Genomic DNA, 20,463 nt, shown 5'->3' on the forward strand with positions numbered 1-20,463 from the left:
ACCTCGGGGCCCGCGCTCGTTGCGGCTTGAGGCCGCAACGCCACCCTAGCGGGCAAGGGAGAGCATGGCAAGGGAGCGTGGCTGACAGGCGGAACGCTTGGCGTGAACGGGCGCGCGGGCTACACTCCTGTCTTCCTCCGTTTCCCGATCTTCTTGCCGATGTTATCGCGTTCTCTTGGTTTTCTGTTTCCGCTGGCGTTGTTGACCGCGTGCTCCAGCATGCCGCCCGCGCCGGTCAGTAGTGGCGCCGTGTCCCATTCGTATCCCGTGCCGACGGCGCAGGGGGCGATCAGCTTCAGTCCGGAGCCGGTCAGCGCCTTGCCCGACTGGCAGCGGCAAGATTTGACCGGTTCGCTGCGGGCGCTGCGGCAGAGTTGCCGCGTGGTGGCGCGCGAGCCGCAATGGTCGGCGCCTTGCCAAGGGGTGACGTCGCTGACCGATGCCGACAATGCCGGCATTCATCAATTTTTCGAATCGCGCTTCACCGCGTGGAGAATGCACGACGGCGCGCGCGACAGCGGGTTGATCACCGGGTATTACGAACCGATCCTCAACGGCAGCCGCAGTCAGAGCGCGGCCACGCCGTACCCGGTCTATGGCGTGCCGAGCGATTTGGTGTCGCTGACGCTGCCGGCGTCGGCGCGCAACGCGGGCGCCTTGGTCGCGCGCCGGGTGACGGCCAACCGTCTGGCCTTGGTGCCCGGCGCCGCCGTGGCGGCGCCGGGGCAGGTCGCGGTCAATCCGGCGGATTTCCCGCCCGAGGCCCGCGCCCAGCTCAAGGGGCGTATCGAGGACGGCCGGCTGGTGCCGTATTACACCCGGGCGCAGATCGCCGCCGGCATGGGCGTCGACCATGCGCCGGTGCTGGCTTGGGTGGAGGATTCGGTCGAGCTGTTCTTCCTGCAAATTCAGGGCGCCGGACGCATTCAGCTCGATGATGGCAGCATTTTGCGTGTCGGCGTGGCCGATAACAACGGCTATGGCTATCAGTCGATCGGCCGCTGGCTGGCCGATCAAGGGGAAATGTCGTTGGGCGCCGCCTCGATGAGCGGCATCCAGAACTGGGTGCGCATGCACCCGGAGCGCCAGCAGGCGCTGTTTAACGTCAATCCGCGCTATATCTTCTTCCGCACCATGCCGGACAGCGGCGAGGGGCCGGTCGGCGCGCTGGGCGTGCCGTTGACCGACGGCTACAGCATCGCCGTCGATCCGCACTATATCCCGCTCGGCACACCGGTCTATCTGGCGACCACCCAGCCGCACTCGCAGTCGCCGCTCAACCGGCTGGTGCATGCGCAAGATACCGGCAGCGCCATCCGTGGCGCGCTGCGCGCCGACTTCTTCTGGGGGTATGGCGCCGAGGCCGGGCTCAACGCAGGGGGCATGAAACAGGCGGGCAGCATGTGGCTGCTGCTGCCCAACGGCACGACGCCGTCACTGTGATACAAGAGGCGGGAGCGTCGCTCCCGCCTTCCGAGCACGCTCAGAGCAGGGCGACGTGCACGCGCTTGTTGCGCGCGCCTTTGTTTTCGATCTTCTTCACCTGTACCCGACCGACTTCCGCCGTGCGTTGCACGTGCGTGCCGGCGCAGGATTGCAGGTCGACCCCTTCGATTTCCACTAAATGCACTTCGGTCGCGTCCATCGGCGGCGGCGCGGTCAGCGTCTTAACCAGGTCGGGCTGTGCGCGCAACGCTTCTCCCGTGGTGAGGATCAGCCGCACAGCGTGATCCTCGGCGATCAGCCGGTCCAGTTCCCGCTGGATGGTGTCCTTGTCGAGCACCACGCCTTCGGGCAGGTTGAAGTCCATGCGGCCGCCTTCCTGGTTGAGATTGCCGCCGGTGACCTCGTACGGCAGCACGACCGACAGCAGGTGCTGACAGGTATGCATGCGCATGTGGCTATAGCGGCGGTCCCAGTCCAACTCCAGCGTGACCCGCGCGCCGGCGGGCAGCTCGGCGGCGCCGGCGAGGTAATGGACGATTTGCCCGCTCTCGGGATCGCGCAACGTGTTGACCACCGGGTAGCAGGCGCCGTCCGCGGTGCACAGCGTGCCGGTATCGGCCGGCTGGCCGCCGCCGAGCGGGTAGAAGATCGTGTCGGCCAGCACGAGCCCGCCTTGGGCATCATGGCTGACGACAGTGGTGTCGATCCGTTTTTGGTAGGGGTCTTGATAAAATTGTTCGGCCATGGCGAGCGTTCCTCAGTCTTGTTGCGCGAAGGCGACGACCACGCGCTTGTTGCGCTTGCCCTTGTTCTCGATTTTTCTCACCACCATGTGGCCGACTTCGGCCGTGCTGCGCACATGCGTGCCGCCACAGGGTTCGAGACTGACACCCTGAATTTCCACCAGATGCACGTCGGGCTTGTCGAGCGGCGGCGGCAGCGCCATCGAGGCAATCAGATCGGGCTGGGTGATCAGCTCGGCGCTGGGGATCATTTTCATGACGACCGGACGGTCTTCGTCGACCATACGGTTGAGCCGCGCCTCGATGTCGTCCTTGTCCAACTCTTCGCCTTCCGGCAAGTTGAAATCCAACCGGCCGCTATCCGCCGTCAAGTTGCCGCTGGTGACCTCATATTTGAGCACTTCGGACAACATGTGCAGGCAGGTGTGCATGCGCATGTGACGGTGGCGGCGCGCCCAGTCGATATCGACCGTGACCGCGGTGCCGGAGGGGGGGAACTGCGCGTTTTCGGGCAGGAAATGCACGATGTCGCCGCTCTCGGGGTCGCGGCGGGTATTCTCGATCGGCAACGCGGTGCCGTCCGCCAGGGTCAGCGTGCCGGTGTCGCCCGGCTGACCGCCCCCTTGCGGATAGCAAAGGGTGTCGGCCAACACCACGCCGCCGTCGCGATGGCGTACGACGTGGGTATCGAGACGGGTTTGATAGGGGTCGAGGTAGTAGCCTTCCTGCATGGTGATGTTCCTTGCTGCGAGAGAAGAATATTCTTACAGCGTGAGGGCGGGGAACGTCAAATGCAACAGTGGATTCACTGCGATAGAGCAAGGGTCAACCACATCCGCCTGTATCAATGCCGCATCGGCCACGGCATCCAGAAGGGATCGCCGCGCATATCGTTGATGTATTCGCGATGTGCCGGGCGGTATTTGGCCAGGAAAGCCGGTTCGACATCCGCCGGGCAGACCCCCTCGTAGTCCTCGCCGCGCTCGCCGACCTTGTCGCCGTTTTCCGGCGTGCAATAACTTTTCAGCCCTTGCTCGCGCGCCGCCAGATAGGCGGCGCGGTCGAAATCGATGCCGAAGCGCGCGCAGGATTCGACGTGCTTGTCGAGCCGCCACAGGCCATAGCCTTGCTGGCCGTCCTTCATTCCCAGTTGCGCCGGCGTGATGGTTCGGCATTCCTGCTCGTTGAGCGTGGCGCAACCGCTCAGCGCCAGGGTGCAGCAAAGCAGCAGCGGCAAGGTTTTCATCTTATTGCCTCGCGGTACGCAGGTTGGCAGGCAGGCGCGCTGCCGGGTCATTGCTGCGCCAGGGGTTGATGTCCAGACCGCCGCGGCGGGTGTAGCGCGCGTACACGGTGAGCGTTTCCGGGCGGCACTGCCGCAGGACGTCGGTGAAAATGCGCTCGACGCACTGCTCGTGGAATTCGTTGTGCTGGCGGAAGCCGATCAGATAACGCAGCAAACCCTCGCGATCGATGCGCGCGCCGCGGTAATGCAGCGTGACGCTGCCCCAGTCGGGCTGGCCGGTGACCAGGCAGTTGGATTTGAGCAGATCGGAGCAGAGGGTTTCCTCGACCACTTCGCCGGCATCTGCGTGCAGCCGCGAGGGATCGGGACTGTAATCGTCGATGGCGATGTCGAGACCGTCGATCGATTCTCCCGGCAGCTCGGCGAAACGCTCGGCGGCGAAATCGGCGGGACGCGTCAGCGCGACCGCGACCGGCGCGCCGGCGGCTTGTCTCAGGTCGCGCGTCAGGCAGTCGACGAGCGCCCGATCGTCGTCGAGCCGCGTTTGATTGAAGGTGTTCAGATACAGTTTGAACGACTTCGATTCGATCAGGCAGGGCGATTCGGCCGGAATGGCGAAGGTGGCGATGGCGATTTGCGGTTTGCCGCGGGCATTGAGCCAGGACAGTTCGTAGCCGTTCCAGATGTCGACGCCGCGAAACGGCAGCCTGGCTTCATCGACGCCGATTTCCTCGCGCTTGACGCGGCGCGGGATCGGAAACAACAGCGAGGGGTCGTAGTGGTCCTGGTAATCGACCTTTTTGCCGAGCGGCGAGTGTTCAGGTTGCTGCGTGGTCATGCGGGGATAAACTCCATCATTAGGGTCTGCAGGTTATTCTACGGCGCGTTGCTGCGCGAACGCGCCCTACATCCATCGTAGCGTGCATTCGCCGCAGGCAATGCACGTCCTTATAGTGTGCTAAGGGTGTTGCAAGTGACGCGGACGCAGTCCGAGCGTCCATAACGCCAAAAAATAACCGCTGGCGCCGAGCCCGATCAGCAGCGCGAGCCCAAGGACGCGGCTGCCGCCTTGGCTGTCCCAGCCGGCGGGCAAGCGGGCTTGCGTTTGCCAGAGTATCAGCGCCATGGCGGCCAGCGCGGCCGCGAGCCGGGCCAGGTAGGCCGGCCATCCCGCGCGGGGGCGGTAAATGCGCGTCCGCCACAGTTCATAGAGTAGCAGGCCGGCATTAAACAGCGAGGCGAGACCGATGGACAGGGCGAGCCCGGCGTGGCGCAGCGGCGCGATCAACAGCAGGTTCAGCGCCAGGGTCGCCAACAGCGTCCATAGCGCGATGCGCACCGGCGCGCGCAGGTTTTGGCGCGCGAGAAAACCCGGCACCAGCACCTTGATGAGTATCAGGCCGGTGAGGCCGAGCGCGTAGGCGACCAGCGCCTGGCGCGTCATGGCGGCGTCGAAGACGGTGAAATGGCCGTAGCGGAACAGCGTGTTGGTCAACGGCCCCGCCAGCATGCCTAGCCCGAGCGTGGCGGGCAGCGCCAACAGCAGCGTCAGACGGATGCCCCAATCCAATAGCCCGCTATAGGCGGCGTGGTCGCCTTCGAGCGCGTGCCGGGCGAGCGACGGCAGCAAAATGGTGCCGAGCGCGGCGCCGAGCACGCCGGTGGGAAACTCCATCAGCCGGTCGGCGTAATACATCCACGACACGCTGCCGCTGGGCAGGAACGACGCGAAGGTCGAGTTGAGGAGCAGCGAGATCTGCGCCACCGACACGCTGAAGATGGCGGGCAGCATGCGTCCGACCATGCGCCAGGCGGCGCGGTCGGAGAGATCGAGCCGCGGCCGTGGCAGCAGATCGAGGCGCTTGAGCGCCATGAGCGGGTAGGCAAGCTGCAGGCAGCCGCCGACGAACGTCGCCCAGGCCAGCGCCATGACCGGCGGCGTGAAGCGGTGCGCGAGGCCGAGCGCGAAGGCGATGAAGGTGAGATTGAGGATGGCCGGCGTGAAGGCCGGAATGCCGAAACGGCTCCAGGCGTTGAGAATGCTGCCGGCCAGCGACGACAGCGAGATCAGAACGATGTAGGGCAGGGTGACGCGCACAAGCGCCACGGTCAGGGTGAACGTCGCGCCGTCGCGGCCGAAGCCGGGCGCCATGAGCCAAACCAGCGCCGGCGCGGCGAGCATGGCCAGCGCGGTGAACACGGTCAGCGCGAGGCCGAGGGTGGCGGCAAGCCGGGCGATGAAGGCGCGGGTTTCCGCATGGCTCTTGCCATGGCGATGTTCGTTCAGCATCGGCACCAGGGCTTGGGCGAACGCGCCCTCGGAGAACAGCCGGCGCAGCAGGTTGGGCAGCTTGAACGCCACGAAGAAGGCATCGGTGGCGACCCCTGCGCCGAATTGGCGCGCGATGAGCGCGTCGCGCGCAAAACCGAGGATGCGCGACAACAGGGTGATGCTGCTGACCCGGGCCAGCGTTTTGAATAAATTCATGCCAGTGAAGCAGGGGGAGGGCGAAAGGCCTCAAGTGTAGCGTAAAGCCCGGCCCACGTTGTTTTTCCCGCCGCCGCGCCACCGTGTTGGCCCCCTGTCGGGATTCTTCTTGCAAAACTACAACTTAAAGCATAAAATCGCGGGTTTCAGATTCAGTTCACCAGGAGAAAGTTTCATGGCTAATAGCGCACAAGCTCGCAAGCGTGCACGCCAGGCTCTCATGCAGCGCGCGCACAACGCCAGCCTGCGCACTGCGTTCCGTACCGCAGTGAAGAAGGTCATCAAGGCTATCGAAGGCGGCGACAAGGCTGCCGCGCGCGAAGTCTTCCAAGCGTCGGTTAAGGTCATCGACCGTATCGCCGACAAGGGCGTGTTCCACAAGAACAAAGCCGCTCGCCATAAGAGCCGTCTGTCCGCCCAGATCAAGGCCATGGCTGCCTAAGCTGTTCGGCCGTACAGACATACGCAATAAGGCTCCGCAAGGAGCCTTTTGTGTTTTTGGCCGCGCGCGGCGCTTACGCGGGCTCGGCCAGCAACGCCGCGGCGGCGCGCGCCATCTCGCCTTCCTCGTCGGTCGGCACGATGTAGGCGTGGCGCAGGCTCGTCGGCGCGGTCAGCCGCCGCGCCTGCGCGAGGTTGGCCGACAGATCGAGCTCGAAACCGAGCCAAGACAGCTGTTTCAACACCCGCGCGCGGATTTCCGGCGAGCGCTCGCCAATGCCGGCGGTAAAGATCAGCGCATCGATGCCTTTCATGCAGGCGGCCAAGGCGCCGATTTCGCGCACGACGCGATAGCAGAACAACTCCACCGCCTCGCGCGCCGCCGGCAGCGTGCTGGTCAGCAGCTGGCGCATGTCGGCCGATAGCCCGGAAACCCCCAAGAGCCCCGAATTCTTATACAGCTCGCGCCGCACCTCGCGCACCCCCATGCCTTCGTGCTCCATCCAGTAAAGCAGCACTTCCGGATCGATCGCGCCAGGCCGGGTCGACATCATTAAGCCTTCGACGGTGGAAAACCCCGTGCTCGCCGCCACACTCTCGCCGCTGGCCAGCGCGCAGGCGCTGGCGCCGCTGCCGAGGTGACACACCACCACGCGCGCCTGATCGAGTCCGAGCGCGGGCAAACGGCGCGCGATCGATGCATAGGACAGGCCGTGAAAGCCGTAGCGGCGGATTCCCTCGTCATGCCAATGGCGCGCGATGCCGAAGCGGGTGGCGACCTCCGGTTGCGTGGCATGAAACGCGGTGTCGAAGCAGGCGATTTGGCATAGCGCGGCGTCGAGCGCGCTGAAGGCGTCGATCACGGCCAGGCTGACCGGCTGATGCAGGGGGGCCAGCGGCACCCATTCCTCCATGCGCTCGCGCACGTCGCCGGTCAACCGCACCGGCTGCGTATAGACGCCGCCGCCATGCACCACGCGGTGCACCACGGTGTCGACGCGCATGCGGTGGTCGGCCAGTGTGTTGATCATCGCCGCGACCGAAGCCTCCTTGCCCGGTTCCTGCAAGGGTTTTTCCTCCAGACGATTGCCGCGGGCATCCGATAAGGTGAGGACGCTGCCGGCGGCGTCGCCGAAACGGTCGATCAGGCCGTCAACCAGCAAGTCGGCGCCATTGTCGGCGTAGACACGGAATTTGAGCGTCGCGGATCCGGCGTTGACGGCAAGCAGGCTAGGCCTCATGCGATTTTCCCGATCTTGCGCCGGCGATGCGCCAGCAGGTTGGCGATGGCGGCCGATGCCAGGCGGCCGGGTGCGTCTTCGGAACGGCTGGTGAGCACGATGGGCGCGCGCGCGCCCATGACGATGCCCGCCGAGGCCGCCGCGGCGAGATAGGTCAGCTGTTTGGCCAGCATGTTGCCCGATTCGAGGTCCGGCACCAGCAAAATATCCGGACTCCCGGCCACCGGCGAAACGATGCCCTTGGTGTCGGCCGCTTGCAGCGAGATGGCGTTGTCGAAGGCCAAGGGGCCATCCAGCACCGCTCCCCGGATCTGGCCGCGGTCGGCCATTTTGCACAGCGCGGCGGCGTCGACCGTGGAGGCGATTTCCGGTGTGATGGTCTCCACCGCGGACAGGATGGCGACCTTGGGTTCGGCAATGCCGAGCGAATGGCATAAATCGATGGCGTTCTGGCAGATGTCGCGCTTGGTCATCAGGTCGGGGCTGATGTTGATGGCGGCATCGGTGATGAACAGGTAGCGCGGGTAGCTCTCCACCCGCATGATGAAGACATGACTGATACGGCGGTCGGTGCGAATCCCGGTGTTGCGCGCCAGGATCTCGGTCATGAATTCGTCGGTGTGCAGGCTGCCCTTCATCAGGATGTCCGCCGCGCCTTCGCGCACCAGCGAAACGGCCGTTTCGGCGGCGGCGTGGCTGTGGGGCGCATCGATGATTTCGATATCCTGCAGGTTGATTTCGATGTCTTCCGCCAGGCGGCGGATTTTGCTTTCCGGGCCGATCAAAATCGGTGTGGCCACCCCGTCCAGCAGGGTGTCGACGGCGCCTTGCAGCGACTCGCGGCTGCATGGGTGCGCCACCGCCATGGGCAGCGGCCCCAGCCGTTTGGCTTCGTCACGGATGTCCTCGAAGGCGTGCGTATCGCGTAGCAACATGGAGACTCCCCTGTTCGATGTCATTAAGCCATGATATTGAAGCCGCCGTCGACGTAGACCGTGGCGCCGGTCAGGGCGCGCGCGGCGTCGGAGATCAGAAAAGCGGCGACTTGACCGACATCCTCGATGTCCACCAGACGGCTTTGCGGCGCGCGCGCGATGGCCTCGCTGATCAGACTGTCGAAGTGGGCGATGCCCGAGGCGGCGCGGGTCTTCAGCGGTCCGGGCGAGAGCGCGTGCACGCGAATGCCCTTGGGACCGAGCTCGTGCGCCATATAGCGGCTGACGCTTTCCAGCGCGGCTTTGACGGGGCCCATGATGTTGTAATTTTCCACCACTTTGTCGGAGCCGTAGTAGCTCATGGTCAGCAGCGTGCCGCCGGCCGACATCAATGGTTCGGCATGGTGCGCGAGTTCCAGGAAGGAGTAGCAGGATACGCGCATCGCTTGCTGGAAGCCGGGCAGCGAACAATCCACCACGCGGCCGTGCAGATCCTCCATTGGGCAGTACGCGATCGAGTGCACGACGAAATCCAGTTTCCCCCAGGTTTGCCGTATTTGCTCGAACACCGCGCTCATCTGATCAGGCTCTTCGACGTTGAGCGGCAGAACCAGCTGCGCGTCCAGGCCTTCGGCCAAGGGGCGGACGTATTTCTCCGCTTTTTCGTTCAAATAGGTGACCGCGAGTTCGGCGCCGTGTTCGCGCAATACGCTGGCGCAGCCGTAGGCGATGCTTTGGTCGTTGGCGATGCCGACCACCAGTCCCTTCTTACCTGCGATGATGTTGCCAATGCCGTCCATGAAACCTCCATGCCAGATGAATGCTTCATGTTAGCTGGATATTGTTGCAATGCAATATACGCGACACGTCCGTCGGCAAGGTGGCTGCGATAACGCGCGTTGTCAGATATAATCCTGCATTCTCCTTGAGTTTGCGCCGGTTGACCTCATCTGCGCCTCAGGTGCGGTAGCCGGGCGCCGCCCTTTCGATCGAGCCCCGGGTTTGTGAATGCCATGATTGCGGAGTATGCAATATGCCGATTTATGAGTACCGCTGCGACGACTGTGGCAGCCAAAAAGAACACCTGCAAAAAATGACCGACGAGCAGATCGCCCAATGCCCGTCCTGCGGCAGCACCAAGTATCGCAAGCTGCTGTCGGCCGCCGGTTTTCAATTGAAGGGCAGCGGCTGGTACGCCACCGACTTCAAGGGCGGCGGCTGTCCGGCGGCGTCCGATGCCGCCTCGGGTGGCCATAGCTGTTCCGGAGCTTGCAATCACGGCTGATATGAAACCGATCAAGATGACCCTCAAGGGGTATTTGGTCACAGGCCTGTTGCTGTGGCTGCCGCTGGCGGTGACGCTGTGGGTGCTGAACCTGATCGTCGGCACGCTGGATCAGACGCTCAACCTGCTGCCGGACGCATGGCGCCCCGAGCACCTGATCGGCGTCAACATTCCCGGCATGGGCGTGATCTTCGCGGTGCTGGTGCTGTTGGGCACCGGCATGTTGACGGCCAACGTGCTGGGCCAGCGCTTGCTGATGTTCTGGCACGGCGTGATTTCGCGCACGCCGGTGGTCAAGTCGATCTACAACAGCGTCAAGCAGGTCAGCGACACCTTGCTGTCCGATTCCGGTCAGGCGTTCCGCCGCGCGCTGCTGGTGCGTTTTCCCCACCAGGATGCCTGGACCGTGGCGTTCCAGACCGGCCGGCCGTCCGATGGCGTGGCGCCGCTCTTGGGTGAGGACGAATATGTCAGCGTCTACGTGCCGACCACGCCGAACCCGACTTCCGGCTACTTCATCATGGTGGCGAGAAAAGATACGCGCGAGTTGGATATGAGCGTCGACGAGGCGCTGAAATATGTGATCTCCATGGGGGTGGTGGCGCCTCAGCCTGGGCGCAAGCGCTGACCGTTCACCGGCCGCCGCCGCTTGGCGGTTTTTTGCTGTTCATGCGACGGACTTTCCGCTGACGGGGCGCCGGATTTTGTTTCGGCGCCCAAACGCGTTAAGCTACCCCTCTTTACGAATTTGAATGAATTGAAGCGATTGTAACTATGCGAACCGATTACTGCGGACTGATTGACAAGAAATATCTGGGCCAGACCGTGACGGTCAAAGGCTGGGCGCATCGCCGCCGCGACCATGGCGGCGTGATCTTCATCGACCTGCGCGACCGCGAGGGCCTGGTGCAGGTGGTGATCGATCCGGATACGCCGGAAGCCTTCGCCACAGCTGACGCCAGCCGCAACGAGTTCGTGCTGTCGATTACCGGGATCGTACGCGAGCGTCCTGCCGGTACGCACAATACCAATCTGATTTCGGGCGAAATCGAGATCCTGGCCAAAGCCATCGAAGTGCTCAATACCGCCGCCACGCCACCGTTCCAGATCGACGATGAAGGTCTGTCGGAAAACGTGCGCCTGACCCACCGCGTCATCGATCTGCGCCGGCCGCAAATGCAGAAGAACCTGCGCTTGCGTTACCGCGTCGCCATGGGTGTGCGCCAGTATCTGGACCACATGGGCTTCATCGACATCGAAACGCCGATGCTGACCCGCTCGACGCCGGAAGGCGCCCGAGATTATCTGGTGCCCTCGCGCGTGCATCCGGGCGAATTCTTCGCCCTGCCGCAATCGCCGCAGCTGTTCAAGCAACTGCTGATGGTGGCCGGCTTCGACCGTTACTATCAAATCACCAAATGCTTCCGCGACGAGGACCTGCGTGCCGATCGTCAGCCGGAATTCACCCAGATCGATATCGAGACCTCGTTCCTGTCCGAAAACGAGATCATGGACATCACCGAAGGCATGACGCGCGAGATTTTCCGCGATGTGCTGGGCGTCGATCTGCCCGCCTTCCCGCGTATGACCTATGCCGATGCGATGTTCTATTACGGTTCCGATAAGCCGGATATGCGTGTGCCGCTCGCCTTCACCGAACTGACCGATCTGATGAAGACGGAGTCGTTCAAGGTGTTCCGCGCCGCCGCCGACCTGGCCAACGGCCGCGTCGCCGCGCTGCGCATTCCGGGCGGCGCCTCGCTGTCGCGCAAGGAAATCGACGATTACACCCAATTCGTTTCCATCTATGGCGCCAAGGGCCTGGCTTATATCAAGGTCAATGACGTGAGCAAGCTGACCAACGGCGAGGACAGCGGTCTGCAGTCGCCGATCGTCAAGTTCTTGTCCGAGGCTGCACTGGCCGAAATCATCAAGCGCACCGAGGCGCAAAACGGCGACTTGATCTTCTTCGGCGCCGATCGCGCCAAGGTGGTCAACGAGTCGCTGGGCGCGCTGCGCATCAAGATCGGCCACGAGAAGGGCTTTGCCAGCAAGGAATGGAAGCCGCTGTGGGTGGTGGACTTCCCGATGTTCGAGTATGACGAGGACGACGACCGCTGGACCGCTTGCCACCATCCGTTCACCTCGCCCAAGCCGGGGCACGAGAACCTGCTGGAAAGCGCGCCTGGCGACTGCCTGGCTCGCGCCTACGACATGGTGCTCAACGGTTGGGAAATCGGCGGCGGTTCGATTCGTATCCACCGCGCCGAGGTGCAGGAAAAGGTATTCGCCGCGCTGAAGATTTCGCCGGAGGAGCAGCAGAACAAGTTCGGCTTCCTGCTCGACAACCTGAAGTTCGGCGCGCCGCCACATGGCGGCCTGGCTTTCGGTTTGGATCGCCTGGTGACGCTGATGGCGGGCGCCGAGTCTATTCGCGACGTGATCGCCTTCCCCAAGACGCAGCGCGCGCAGTGCCTGTTGACGCAGGCGCCCAACCGCGTCGACGACAAGCAGTTGCGCGAGCTCAATCTACGCTTGCGCAAAACCGAAGAGGCTTGATGCCGCTTGGCATGATGTTGCTAAAATCGAACGGGCGCCCCAGCGGGCGCCTGTTTTTTTGTCTCGGCCAAAATGTGGGTAACACATTGATATGTCAAGCATATTGACAAAGTTTATTAACCCGATATGAATTTACTATTTCCTGTTCTCCAGGGCCTACGCTATAAATATGCCAACTCCTGGCGCTAGACGCCACACAGATGCTAAAAAGGAGATCCATGATGGCAGTACTCGTTGGTAAGCAAGCGCCGTTTTTCCATGATGAAGAAAAACGTTTCGCCGCCGTACTGGGCGATGGCCAGATCGTAGAAAACTATAATTTTCAAAAAGCCGCCGCAGGCAAATATGCCGTGGTGTTCTTCTACCCTCTGGATTTCACGTTCGTGTGCCCGTCGGAACTGATCGCCTTCGATCATCGACTCGAAGAATTTAAAAAGCGAAATGTCGAGGTCATTGGCGTATCGATTGATAGCGAGTTTACCCACAACGCATGGCGTAACACCGCCATCGAAAAGGGCGGCATTGGGCAAGTGGGGTACACCCTGGTCGCCGACGTCAACCACGCGCTGGCGCGCGCCTTCGACGTCGAATCGGAAGAGGGTCCGGCTTTCCGCGGCACCTTCCTGATCGACAAGAGCGGCGTCGTACGTCATCAAGTGGTGAACGATATGCCGTTGGGCCGTAACATCGACGAAGCGCTGCGCATGGTTGATGCGCTGCAGTTCTTCGAAGAGCACGGCGATGTATGCCCGGCTGGTTGGAACAAGGGGCAGAAGGCCATGCAGGCAAGCATTAGCGGCGTGGCATCTTACCTGGCGGAAAACGCGCAGTCGCTGTAAAGAGAAAACAAGACGTCCGTGTCGTCAGCACGGGCAGGAAGCCAGCCGCTTAGGCTGGCTTTTTTGTGTTTATTCGTTATGATAAATGGGTAGTGCGAGTGGAGCACATCGTGGCGACGAGTGAACTGAACCCCCAGCTGGCCAAGTGGCTCGGCGCGTTCAACGAGCGCGTTGAACGCATGTTGGCCGCTGGCTACAAGCCGACGGCCATCGGCGCGCGTGAAGCACTGGCGGGGGTGACGCGGCAACTGACACCGGATGGGCCGGCTGTCGCCTGGGTCAATGACGATCTCATTGCGGGACGCGACTACACGGTGCCTGTGCGCATCTATCACCCCGCGCCGGAGGCGGCTCGTCCCGTGGTGTTGTTCTTGCACGGCGGCGGCCATACCGCCGGCGGCGTGACGGTCTATGATCCTATTTGCCGCCGGCTGGCCGCCGACAGCGGGCAGGTGGTGGTGGCGGCGGAATACCGCCTGGCGCCGGAGAACCCCTATCCGGCCGCGCTTCTGGATGCGTACACCGTGGCGAAGGGGGTGTTTGCCCTGTTGCAGGCGCGGCAACTGCCGTTCACTTTCCGGCTGGCCTTGGTGGGCGACTCCGCCGGCGGCGCGCTGGCGGCCACGCTCTCGGCGCGGTTGCAATACGAGCCGGCGGTGCCGCTGACCCATCAGGTGTTGTGCTATCCCTGTCTCGATTACACGATGGCCACACCGTCGATGGCTGAAAATGGGGAAGGGTATTTTCTGACGCGGGCGCGCATCGCCTGGTATTTCGATCAGTACTTTCAGCATGGCGAAGACCGCCGCGCGGCCTCGCCGTTGTTCATGCCCATCGGCCCTCATATGCCGGCCACACTGGTGATCAGCGCGGGCTTCGATCCGCTGCGCGACGAGGCCGGCCAATACTTGCAGCGCATGCGCGCGGCGGGCGTCCGCGCCGAGCATCTGCATTTGCCGGATATGTTGCATGCCTTTCTGAATATGGCCGATTTGGCGCCCGCCGCCTGCGATCAGACCTACCGCCGCATTTCCGCCTTTCTGGCCTGAAGCGGCATGGCGGACGGGGGCGCTTGATCGAGGATGATGCGCACCGGCGTCATTTGAATCAGCGCCGCCACGAGCGTCGCCAACGCGCAGCCGACCCACAGCGTGGTGCCGCCGGCGGTGCCGTAAATCCAGGCGCCCAATGCCGGCGCGAACAGCGTGCGGCCCGCCCAGGCCGCACTGTAAAGCCCCATGTAGCTGCCCCGTAACCGTCCCTCGGATCGCCGCATCACCAGTTGGATGAACGCCGGCGAGATCAACAGCTCCGAAGTGGTCTGCGCGATGACCATCAAAATTGGCCAGATGGGCTGCGGGCCGACGAGCAGCAGCAGATAACTCAAACCGGTCAAGATGACGCCCCATTGCGCGCAGCGGCCCACGCCCCAGTGGTACATGCGGTGGGCGATCGGCACTTGCAGGAACACCACCATCAGGCCGTTGATGGAAAACAGCACCCCGAGCCAGCTGGGGCCGAGATGGTTGTATTCGGCCAAGTACAGGCCGACCACCGAGTAGAGCTGATCGAACACCGCCGCCGCGACCACCATGCCGCACATCAAGCGCAGATAGGGTATGTCGCGCCACGGGCTCAGATGCGCCAGACTGGCTCCTGGGTCTTCGCTATGGCGCCGTTCCAGCACAACCGGCACGCGGCGGTAGGCCAGCGCGAGCCAGATGCCGGCGATCCCGGTGGCGATGCCGTTACTGAGATAAACCCACTGAAATCCCAGCGATGCGAGAAAACCGCCGGTTACGCCGCTCAATGCCACGCCGAGGTTGATGGCGACGCGCAGCATGCCTTGTGCCTGCGGGCGTCGCGCCGGGGGGCAGGGCTCCATCGTCAAACGTTGATTGACCGGCCGGAAGGCCCCGTCGCAGAAGCCGGACACCAACAGCACCGGCGCGAATAGCCACAGGGGAATCCGGGTGGCCAGCACCAACAAGGACAGTGCCGAGCCGGCAAGGAACAGCTTGGACAAGCGTCGGCTGTCGTAGCGGTCGGACAGGCTGCCGCCGCCATACGCGCCGATCAGACAGCCAAAGCCATAGGCCGACACCATGGTGCCGACCCAACGGTAGCTGACGCCGTAGTCGGCATGCAGATACAACGGCAGAAACAGCTTGGCCATGCCGCCCATGTTGTTGACCAGCGAGCAGACCAGTTGGATGTAAACCGAGCGGGGGAGTCCGCGGTAGGGCTCGATCAGTTGTCGCCAGGTCGTGCGCAGCGTTGCCGCCATGTAAACAGACTTTCTGCTAAATTTGTCGTTGTTAGTAACACTTCTAAACCATTGAGGGCACAAACAGCGTAGGCGTATGGATACGCTATAAGGGAAGCTGTTGCTCAACGGTGTGCATCATGCGCGCCTGTGCCGCCGCGGCCGGATGGATGCCATCCGGCTGAAATTGACTCAAGTCGCCGGCGAATCCCGCCATCAGGCTGGGCACATAGGCAAGACGGGCTTGGCGCGCCAGCCGCTCATAGACCGCGTGGAACGCTTGCGTGTAGGCCGCGCCGTAATTGGGCGGCAACTCGATGCCGACGAGCAGTACCCGCGCATGGGCCAGCCGACAGAGTTGAATCATGCGCTGCAGGTTGGTTTGCATGGCCGGTAGCGGCAGACCGCGCAGCCCATCGTTGCCGCCGAGCTCCAGCACGACCCAGTCCGGTTTGTGTTCGGCGAGCGCCTGTGGCAGGCGGGTTAGACCGCCCGCGGTGGTTTCGCCGGATACGCTGGCGTTGATTACCCGATGGCGCGGCGCCAGACGCTGCGTCAGCAGACTGACCCAGCCCTGGCCCGGCAGTAGGCCATAGCCGGCCGAGATGCTGTCGCCGAACACCATGACGGTGGCGGCCTGCAACGGGGCTGCCAGACAGAACAGCAGAAGCCAGTACGAGACGTAACGAAGGGGGCGCGCGCATATCGCCATGAGTCAGCATCCGAAAAAAGCAGTACTGTCTGCCGTGCATGTGGCACGGCATATTCTATTTCAACACGAAACAATCCCCATTCTGCATGACGTTTGTTTGGATGTATACCAAGGCGATAGCGTAGCAATCGTCGGCGTTTCCGGCTCGGGCAAATCGACGCTGTTGTCGCTTTTGGCCGGGCTGGATCTGCCCTCGGCCGGCACCGTCTCGCTGTTCGATCAGCCTTTGGCCGCGCTCGACGAAGACGGCCGGGCTCTGCTGCGCCGTCGCCATGTCGGGTTCGTGTTTCAAAATTTCCAGTTGATGCCGCAACTCTCCGCGCTGGAAAACGTGATGCTGCCGCTGGAGCTTGCCGGGACGCCGCGCGCGCGGGATTTGGCGCGCGCGATGTTGGAACGGGTTGGGCTGGGGGAGCGCATGCGGCACTATCCGCGGTTGCTGTCCGGCGGCGAGCAGCAGCGCGTGGCGCTGGCGCGCGCCTTTGTCGGCCGGCCGGCACTGTTGTTCGCCGACGAGCCCACCGGCAACTTGGACCCCGCCTCCGGGGCACAGGTGATCGATTTGTTGTTCGAGTTGAATCGCGAGCAGGGCACGGCGCTGGTGCTGGTGACGCATGACGCGGATCTCGCCGCGCGTTGCCGCTCGGTCTATCGCCTATCGCAAGGCCGGCTGCAGGCGGATCCGCGATGAAAGGCTTGCGCATGGCGTGGCGCTTCGGTTGGCGCGAAGGCGTATCGGGCGAGTTGACCTTGCTTGTGCTGGCATTGCTGCTGGCCGTCTGCGCCACCAGCAGCGTGGCATTCTTTGCCGACCGCGTCCGACAGGGCTTGGTGCTGCGCGCCAATCAGCTGATGGCGGCCGATATGGTGATCAATGCCGATACGCCATTGCCGCCGGCGCTCGCCGACGAGGCGCGCCGGAACGGCTTGCAAGTCAGCGGCAGCGTGACGTTCCCTTCGATGGCGATGGCCGCCGGACCGGTCGCCTTGGCCAGCTTGCGCGCGGTGCCGGGCAATTATCCGTTGCGGGGCGACATGCGCATCGGTCTGGCCGACGGCCGCGTGCGCCAGGGCGCGCTCAGGCCCGGGCCAGGCGAGGCCTGGGCCGACCCGCGGCTGATGACGCGGCTGTCCGTGCGGCTCGGCGATACGATCGAGATCGGTCAGCGGCGCTTGCGGCTCACGGCCGTGTTGCTGCGCGAGCCGGATAGCGCGCTGGACACGTTCGCCCTGATGCCGCGTTTGCTGTTCAATCAGACCGACCTGGGCGCCACCGGGTTGATGGGGCCGGGCGCAAGGGCGCAGTGGCGCTTGATGGTCAGCGGGCCCTTGGCCGCGGTCAACGCCTGGGGGCGCGCCATCGCGCCCCGCTTGCCCGCCGGGGCGCGTATCGAGAATGTGGAGGAAGCGCGCCCTGAACTGCGCAACGCCATGGATCGCGTGCGCCGCTTTCTCGGCTTGACCGCGATGCTGACCGTGACGTTGGCGGCCGGCGCGATGGTGCTCGCGGTCAGGCGTTATGTGGCGCGCCATTGGCAATCCGTAGCGGTGTTGCGCTGTCTTGGCGCCACGCAGCGGGAACTCGCCACGGTGTTTACGCTGTTGTTCGCCGTGCTCGGCTTGGCCAGCGGGGCGCTCGGCGCTGGGCTCGGTTATGCGCTCCAGGAAGCCCTGACGCGAATGGCGATTCCGGACGCGCGCGACGCGCTGCCTCCGCCGGCGGCCTGGTTGTTTGCATTGGGGCCGGTGACCGCATGGGTTCTGCTGTGCGGGTTGGCGCTGCCCGCTTTGGCGGCGCTGTACCGTGTCCCGCCCTGGGCGGCGCTACGCGACGAATGGACACCGAGATCGGTCAGTATGGGGCTCCCGCCGTTGGCGATCCTGGCTTTGGTTGCCTTGTCGTTGTGGCAAGTCGGCGATTGGCGGTTGGCGGGGTGGTTGTTCGCCGGGCTTTGCGGCTATTTCCTGCTGGCCGGTCTCGCGGCTTGGGGCATGGTGCGCGGCACGCGGCGGCTGGCGCACGGCGGCGGCGCCATCGGATGGCGCTTCGGCGTGGCGGCTTTGGCGCGCCGGCCTTGGCTGGCCGTGTTGCAAGTGGTGGGGTTGTCCATGGGGCTGTTGGCATTGCTCACGCTGACGGTGGTGCGCACCGATCTGCTCGATACCTGGCGCCGTGGCGTGCCGGTCGACGCCCCCAATCAGTTCGTCATCAATCTACAGCCGGATCAGGTGCCGGCTGTCGACGCGGCGTTTGCCACGGCGGGACTGCCGCCGCCAGCGCTTTCACCGATCGCACGCGGCCGCCTGGTGGCGATCAACGGACTGCCGGTCCGTCCGGCGCAATTCGCACCAGGGGAAGCGCAGCGGTTGGCGGCGCGCGAATTCAATCTGTCCTGGCGGGACGATCTGCCGCCCGCCAATCAACTGGCGGCGGGCCGCTGGTGGACGGCGGGCGCGAGCGGCGAGTTTTCGGTCGAACAGGGACTGGCGCAGAAACTGGCGATCAGGCTGGGCGATCGGCTGGCATTCGATGTGGCGGGTTCGCGGCTAGCGGGGCGGGTGACGAGTTTACGTACCGTGGCCTGGGATAGTTTCCGCGTCAATTTCTTCGTTTTGATGCCGCGTACCATGTTGGCGGGACGGGAAACCAGCCTGGTGACCAGTTTCTACCTGCCGCCGGCGCGGCGCGTCTTCGCCGATCTACTGGTGCGGCGTTTTCCCAATCTGACGGTCATCGACGTAACCGCCGTGCTGGAGCAACTGCGCGCGGTGATCGACCGGCTGGCGCAGACGGTGGAGGCGCTGTTCCTCCTGACACTGGCCGCCGGCGTGCTGGTGCTGTGGACCGCGCTGAGCGCCACCGGCGACGAGCGCTTGCGCGACGCGGGCTTGATGCGTGCGTTGGGCGCGTCCCGCCGGCAACTGCGCACGGTGATGATGGCGGAGCTTTTGTGGCTAGGGGCTTTTACCGGGCTCTTGGCCGGCGCCGGCGCGATGGCGCTGGGAGGCTTGGCCGGGTGGAAGCTGTTTGATCTGCCGTTTGCGCTCGACGGGCGTTTGCCCTTCCTCGGCCTGCTCTGCGGCGTCGTATTGGTGCCGCTTGCCGGCTGGCCGCTGTTGCGCCGTGTGTTGCGGCAATCCCCGCTCTCGACGTTGCGCGCGCGTTGAACTGGAAAAAAGGACAGGTGTGAGCTTTGATGAAATGTATTTTCGGGGAGGATCCATGATGGAATTCGCTGAAGTCAAACCGGAACATTTCATTACTTTGTCGCGCGACCCACATCCGCATATTTTGATCGACCGCTATCTGATGCAGCTATGCGGTGGCGGTACGACGGCGCCGGCTTATCACAAAAAAGTCATGGCCGCGGCTGGCTGGAAGCATCACAGCTTGACGCCGTTCACCAAATATCCCGCTGAAGCCAGTGTCGCCTATAACCGCGTGCGCGATGCGTTGCGTGCCTGCGATCAGACGCCGGATGCGCTTCTGGTCGCGCTGGGCGGTGAGGCGGCAGACCCGATGCGGGAGTGATGGCTCTAAGCCTGTCCCAGCGCCAGCGCGATCCGATCGGCGCTGGCCAGACTCCAGCGGTCGAGTATGCCCAATATGTCCTCGCGGTTGGCGGGGTGGCGTTGCGCCGACAGGGTCAACTCGGCGCTGCCGGCCAGGGCGATATGGCTGTGCGCGTCCGCGACCTGGCCCACGGCCTGAACGCGCGTCAGGTAATGCGCCATGCCGTCGCCGAGCTCGGCCAAATTCAATACGGTTTCCACAGGCTGCGTGCGCGCGTCGTAGGCCAGCGCGAGCGTCAGCCGCATTGCATCGGCCGTTGGCGCGTCCGCCACCGTCAAGCCATGCGCGCGTAGCGCCTCCGTCATGGCCTGACGGAAGTGATGGTCGAGCGGATTGCCTGGCAGCGCGCGCAGCAATAGCCAATCGCCGTTATCTCCCGGTGCCAGAAAGGACAGCGGTTCGATCAGCACGCTATGGTAGTTGCTCAAATCGATGCCTGGACGGAGGAAGCTGCAGCGGTCAGGGTGCGCCATCGAGATATTGAATGCGCTGGCCGGCAGGGCGGAGAGCGGTTGCATCGCCTGCGCGCCATTGGGTAGAGATAACGCCGACCAGGCTACCAGTGCACAGGCCAGCTTATAAAAAGCATTCATTCAACGCTCATCTATGCTTAGGGTTTAAAAGAGACCATTGAGATATCTATTGGTTCCAAAACCTATACATTTGCATGGTCGGCAGCCGTCCCGCG

General features: G+C 63.8%; 21 protein-coding genes. 10 read left to right on the forward strand and 11 right to left on the reverse strand.

What is annotated here, in order from left to right; all coding sequences use genetic code 11:
• The first annotated feature begins 159 nt into the window (after positions 1-159).
• Entirely contained in the window at positions 160-1,443 is a 1,284-nt protein-coding gene (locus JOZ06_RS01440) for an MltA domain-containing protein (protein ID WP_293227961.1), read from the forward strand.
• Positions 1,444-1,483: 40 nt separating this feature from the next.
• Here the strand turns inward: JOZ06_RS01440 and JOZ06_RS01445 are convergent, their stop codons facing one another.
• The 5 genes from JOZ06_RS01445 to murJ form a co-directional block, all read right to left on the reverse strand.
• On the reverse strand, positions 1,484-2,191 hold the full coding sequence (locus tag JOZ06_RS01445) for an alanyl-tRNA editing protein (RefSeq protein WP_293227962.1): 708 nt from the start codon (positions 2,189-2,191) through the stop codon (positions 1,484-1,486).
• Positions 2,192-2,203: 12 nt separating this feature from the next.
• Entirely contained in the window at positions 2,204-2,920 is a 717-nt protein-coding gene (locus JOZ06_RS01450) for an alanyl-tRNA editing protein (protein ID WP_293227964.1), read from the reverse strand.
• Between the two features lie 113 nt (positions 2,921-3,033).
• The gene (locus tag JOZ06_RS01455; protein ID WP_293227966.1) at positions 3,034-3,435 is read right to left on the reverse strand and encodes a DUF2799 domain-containing protein; all 402 of its coding nucleotides are present in this window, start codon (positions 3,433-3,435) and stop codon (positions 3,034-3,036) included.
• A gap of 1 nt (position 3,436) precedes the next feature.
• The gene (gene queF, locus JOZ06_RS01460) at positions 3,437-4,273 is read right to left on the reverse strand and encodes an NADPH-dependent 7-cyano-7-deazaguanine reductase QueF (RefSeq protein WP_293227968.1); all 837 of its coding nucleotides are present in this window, start codon (positions 4,271-4,273) and stop codon (positions 3,437-3,439) included.
• A gap of 120 nt (positions 4,274-4,393) precedes the next feature.
• The gene (gene murJ / locus JOZ06_RS01465) at positions 4,394-5,923 is read right to left on the reverse strand and encodes a murein biosynthesis integral membrane protein MurJ (RefSeq protein ID WP_293227970.1); all 1,530 of its coding nucleotides are present in this window, start codon (positions 5,921-5,923) and stop codon (positions 4,394-4,396) included.
• A 175-nt stretch (positions 5,924-6,098) separates the two neighbouring features.
• Between murJ and rpsT the strand changes: the two genes are divergently transcribed.
• On the forward strand, positions 6,099-6,365 hold the full coding sequence (gene rpsT / locus JOZ06_RS01470; RefSeq protein ID WP_293227972.1) for a 30S ribosomal protein S20: 267 nt from the start codon (positions 6,099-6,101) through the stop codon (positions 6,363-6,365).
• A 73-nt stretch (positions 6,366-6,438) separates the two neighbouring features.
• Here rpsT and JOZ06_RS01475 read toward each other — a convergent pair whose 3' ends face one another.
• Genes JOZ06_RS01475 through fabI form a run of 3 tightly spaced genes read right to left on the reverse strand, consistent with a single transcriptional unit; the run spans position 6,439 to position 9,340 of the window.
• Complete coding sequence (locus tag JOZ06_RS01475) at positions 6,439-7,605, reverse strand: acetate/propionate family kinase (RefSeq protein ID WP_293227974.1); 1,167 nt, start codon at positions 7,603-7,605, stop codon at positions 6,439-6,441.
• Positions 7,602-8,540: a phosphate acetyltransferase gene (locus JOZ06_RS01480; protein WP_293227976.1), complete on the reverse strand. Its 939-nt coding sequence runs from the start codon at positions 8,538-8,540 to the stop codon at positions 7,602-7,604. Before JOZ06_RS01480 ends, JOZ06_RS01475 begins: the two co-directional genes overlap by 4 nt.
• 23 nt (positions 8,541-8,563) lie before the next feature.
• Positions 8,564-9,340 (reverse strand): enoyl-ACP reductase FabI, encoded by a 777-nt coding sequence (gene fabI, locus JOZ06_RS01485; RefSeq protein ID WP_293227977.1) that lies wholly within the window; start codon positions 9,338-9,340, stop codon positions 8,564-8,566.
• Positions 9,341-9,573: 233 nt separating this feature from the next.
• Between fabI and JOZ06_RS01490 the strand changes: the two genes are divergently transcribed.
• From JOZ06_RS01490 to JOZ06_RS01510, 5 genes are all read left to right on the forward strand, one after another.
• Entirely contained in the window at positions 9,574-9,825 is a 252-nt protein-coding gene (locus tag JOZ06_RS01490; RefSeq protein ID WP_293227979.1) for a zinc ribbon domain-containing protein, read from the forward strand.
• A gap of 1 nt (position 9,826) precedes the next feature.
• On the forward strand, positions 9,827-10,453 hold the full coding sequence (locus tag JOZ06_RS01495; protein ID WP_293227981.1) for a DUF502 domain-containing protein: 627 nt from the start codon (positions 9,827-9,829) through the stop codon (positions 10,451-10,453).
• A 146-nt stretch (positions 10,454-10,599) separates the two neighbouring features.
• Complete coding sequence (aspS, locus tag JOZ06_RS01500) at positions 10,600-12,384, forward strand: aspartate--tRNA ligase (protein ID WP_293227982.1); 1,785 nt, start codon at positions 10,600-10,602, stop codon at positions 12,382-12,384.
• A gap of 221 nt (positions 12,385-12,605) precedes the next feature.
• Entirely contained in the window at positions 12,606-13,223 is a 618-nt protein-coding gene (locus JOZ06_RS01505; protein WP_293228026.1) for a redoxin domain-containing protein, read from the forward strand.
• 110 nt (positions 13,224-13,333) lie between these two features.
• The gene (locus JOZ06_RS01510; protein WP_293227983.1) at positions 13,334-14,272 is read left to right on the forward strand and encodes an alpha/beta hydrolase; all 939 of its coding nucleotides are present in this window, start codon (positions 13,334-13,336) and stop codon (positions 14,270-14,272) included.
• On the opposite strand, the gene JOZ06_RS01515 is transcribed toward JOZ06_RS01510, so the two are convergent.
• Together JOZ06_RS01515 and JOZ06_RS01520 are read right to left on the reverse strand one after the other, a co-directional pair.
• Complete coding sequence (locus JOZ06_RS01515) at positions 14,242-15,510, reverse strand: MFS transporter (protein WP_293227984.1); 1,269 nt, start codon at positions 15,508-15,510, stop codon at positions 14,242-14,244. The two genes, JOZ06_RS01510 and JOZ06_RS01515, sit on opposite strands and share 31 nt — an antisense overlap.
• A gap of 85 nt (positions 15,511-15,595) precedes the next feature.
• Positions 15,596-16,201: an arylesterase gene (locus tag JOZ06_RS01520; protein ID WP_293227986.1), complete on the reverse strand. Its 606-nt coding sequence runs from the start codon at positions 16,199-16,201 to the stop codon at positions 15,596-15,598.
• Between JOZ06_RS01520 and JOZ06_RS01525 the strand changes: the two genes are divergently transcribed.
• The 3 genes from JOZ06_RS01525 to JOZ06_RS01535 are packed head-to-tail and all read left to right on the forward strand — an operon-like array spanning position 16,200 to position 19,733.
• Positions 16,200-16,892 carry an ATP-binding cassette domain-containing protein gene (locus JOZ06_RS01525; RefSeq protein WP_293227988.1) on the forward strand — a complete coding sequence of 231 codons (693 nt, stop codon included), beginning with the start codon at positions 16,200-16,202 and terminating at the stop codon, positions 16,890-16,892. The two genes, JOZ06_RS01520 and JOZ06_RS01525, sit on opposite strands and share 2 nt — an antisense overlap.
• Positions 16,889-19,369, forward strand: coding sequence for an FtsX-like permease family protein (locus tag JOZ06_RS01530; protein WP_293227990.1), 2,481 nt, complete (start codon positions 16,889-16,891; stop codon positions 19,367-19,369). Before JOZ06_RS01525 ends, JOZ06_RS01530 begins: the two co-directional genes overlap by 4 nt.
• 19 nt (positions 19,370-19,388) lie before the next feature.
• On the forward strand, positions 19,389-19,733 hold the full coding sequence (locus JOZ06_RS01535) for a hypothetical protein (protein WP_293227992.1): 345 nt from the start codon (positions 19,389-19,391) through the stop codon (positions 19,731-19,733).
• A gap of 5 nt (positions 19,734-19,738) precedes the next feature.
• On the opposite strand, the gene JOZ06_RS01540 is transcribed toward JOZ06_RS01535, so the two are convergent.
• On the reverse strand, positions 19,739-20,368 hold the full coding sequence (locus JOZ06_RS01540) for a DUF3313 family protein (protein ID WP_293227994.1): 630 nt from the start codon (positions 20,366-20,368) through the stop codon (positions 19,739-19,741).
• Positions 20,369-20,463: the final 95 nt, after the last annotated feature.

The organism is Paludibacterium sp., assembly GCF_019232825.1.
GTDB lineage: Bacteria > Pseudomonadota > Gammaproteobacteria > Burkholderiales > Chromobacteriaceae > Paludibacterium.

Excerpts from the sequence above, each read along its gene's own strand:
- JOZ06_RS01520 (WP_293227986.1), bottom strand. The coding sequence starts at position 16,201 with ATGGCGATATGCGCGCGCCCCCTTCGTTACGTCTCGTACTGGCTTCTG.
- JOZ06_RS01450 (WP_293227964.1), bottom strand. The coding sequence starts at position 2,920 with ATGCAGGAAGGCTACTACCTCGACCCCTATCAAACCCGTCTCGATACC.
- JOZ06_RS01495 (WP_293227981.1), top strand. The coding sequence starts at position 9,827 with ATGAAACCGATCAAGATGACCCTCAAGGGGTATTTGGTCACAGGCCTG.
- rpsT (WP_293227972.1), top strand. The coding sequence starts at position 6,099 with ATGGCTAATAGCGCACAAGCTCGCAAGCGTGCACGCCAGGCTCTCATG.
- JOZ06_RS01505 (WP_293228026.1), top strand. The coding sequence starts at position 12,606 with ATGGCAGTACTCGTTGGTAAGCAAGCGCCGTTTTTCCATGATGAAGAA.
- fabI (WP_293227977.1), bottom strand. The coding sequence starts at position 9,340 with ATGGACGGCATTGGCAACATCATCGCAGGTAAGAAGGGACTGGTGGTC.
- JOZ06_RS01445 (WP_293227962.1), bottom strand. The coding sequence starts at position 2,191 with ATGGCCGAACAATTTTATCAAGACCCCTACCAAAAACGGATCGACACC.
- JOZ06_RS01530 (WP_293227990.1), top strand. The coding sequence starts at position 16,889 with ATGAAAGGCTTGCGCATGGCGTGGCGCTTCGGTTGGCGCGAAGGCGTA.
- JOZ06_RS01525 (WP_293227988.1), top strand. The coding sequence starts at position 16,200 with ATGAGTCAGCATCCGAAAAAAGCAGTACTGTCTGCCGTGCATGTGGCA.
- queF (WP_293227968.1), bottom strand. The coding sequence starts at position 4,273 with ATGACCACGCAGCAACCTGAACACTCGCCGCTCGGCAAAAAGGTCGAT.
- JOZ06_RS01440 (WP_293227961.1), top strand. The coding sequence starts at position 160 with ATGTTATCGCGTTCTCTTGGTTTTCTGTTTCCGCTGGCGTTGTTGACC.
- JOZ06_RS01490 (WP_293227979.1), top strand. The coding sequence starts at position 9,574 with ATGCCGATTTATGAGTACCGCTGCGACGACTGTGGCAGCCAAAAAGAA.
- JOZ06_RS01540 (WP_293227994.1), bottom strand. The coding sequence starts at position 20,368 with ATGAATGCTTTTTATAAGCTGGCCTGTGCACTGGTAGCCTGGTCGGCG.
- JOZ06_RS01455 (WP_293227966.1), bottom strand. The coding sequence starts at position 3,435 with ATGAAAACCTTGCCGCTGCTGCTTTGCTGCACCCTGGCGCTGAGCGGT.
- JOZ06_RS01480 (WP_293227976.1), bottom strand. The coding sequence starts at position 8,540 with ATGTTGCTACGCGATACGCACGCCTTCGAGGACATCCGTGACGAAGCC.
- aspS (WP_293227982.1), top strand. The coding sequence starts at position 10,600 with ATGCGAACCGATTACTGCGGACTGATTGACAAGAAATATCTGGGCCAG.
- JOZ06_RS01515 (WP_293227984.1), bottom strand. The coding sequence starts at position 15,510 with ATGGCGGCAACGCTGCGCACGACCTGGCGACAACTGATCGAGCCCTAC.
- murJ (WP_293227970.1), bottom strand. The coding sequence starts at position 5,923 with ATGAATTTATTCAAAACGCTGGCCCGGGTCAGCAGCATCACCCTGTTG.
- JOZ06_RS01475 (WP_293227974.1), bottom strand. The coding sequence starts at position 7,605 with ATGAGGCCTAGCCTGCTTGCCGTCAACGCCGGATCCGCGACGCTCAAA.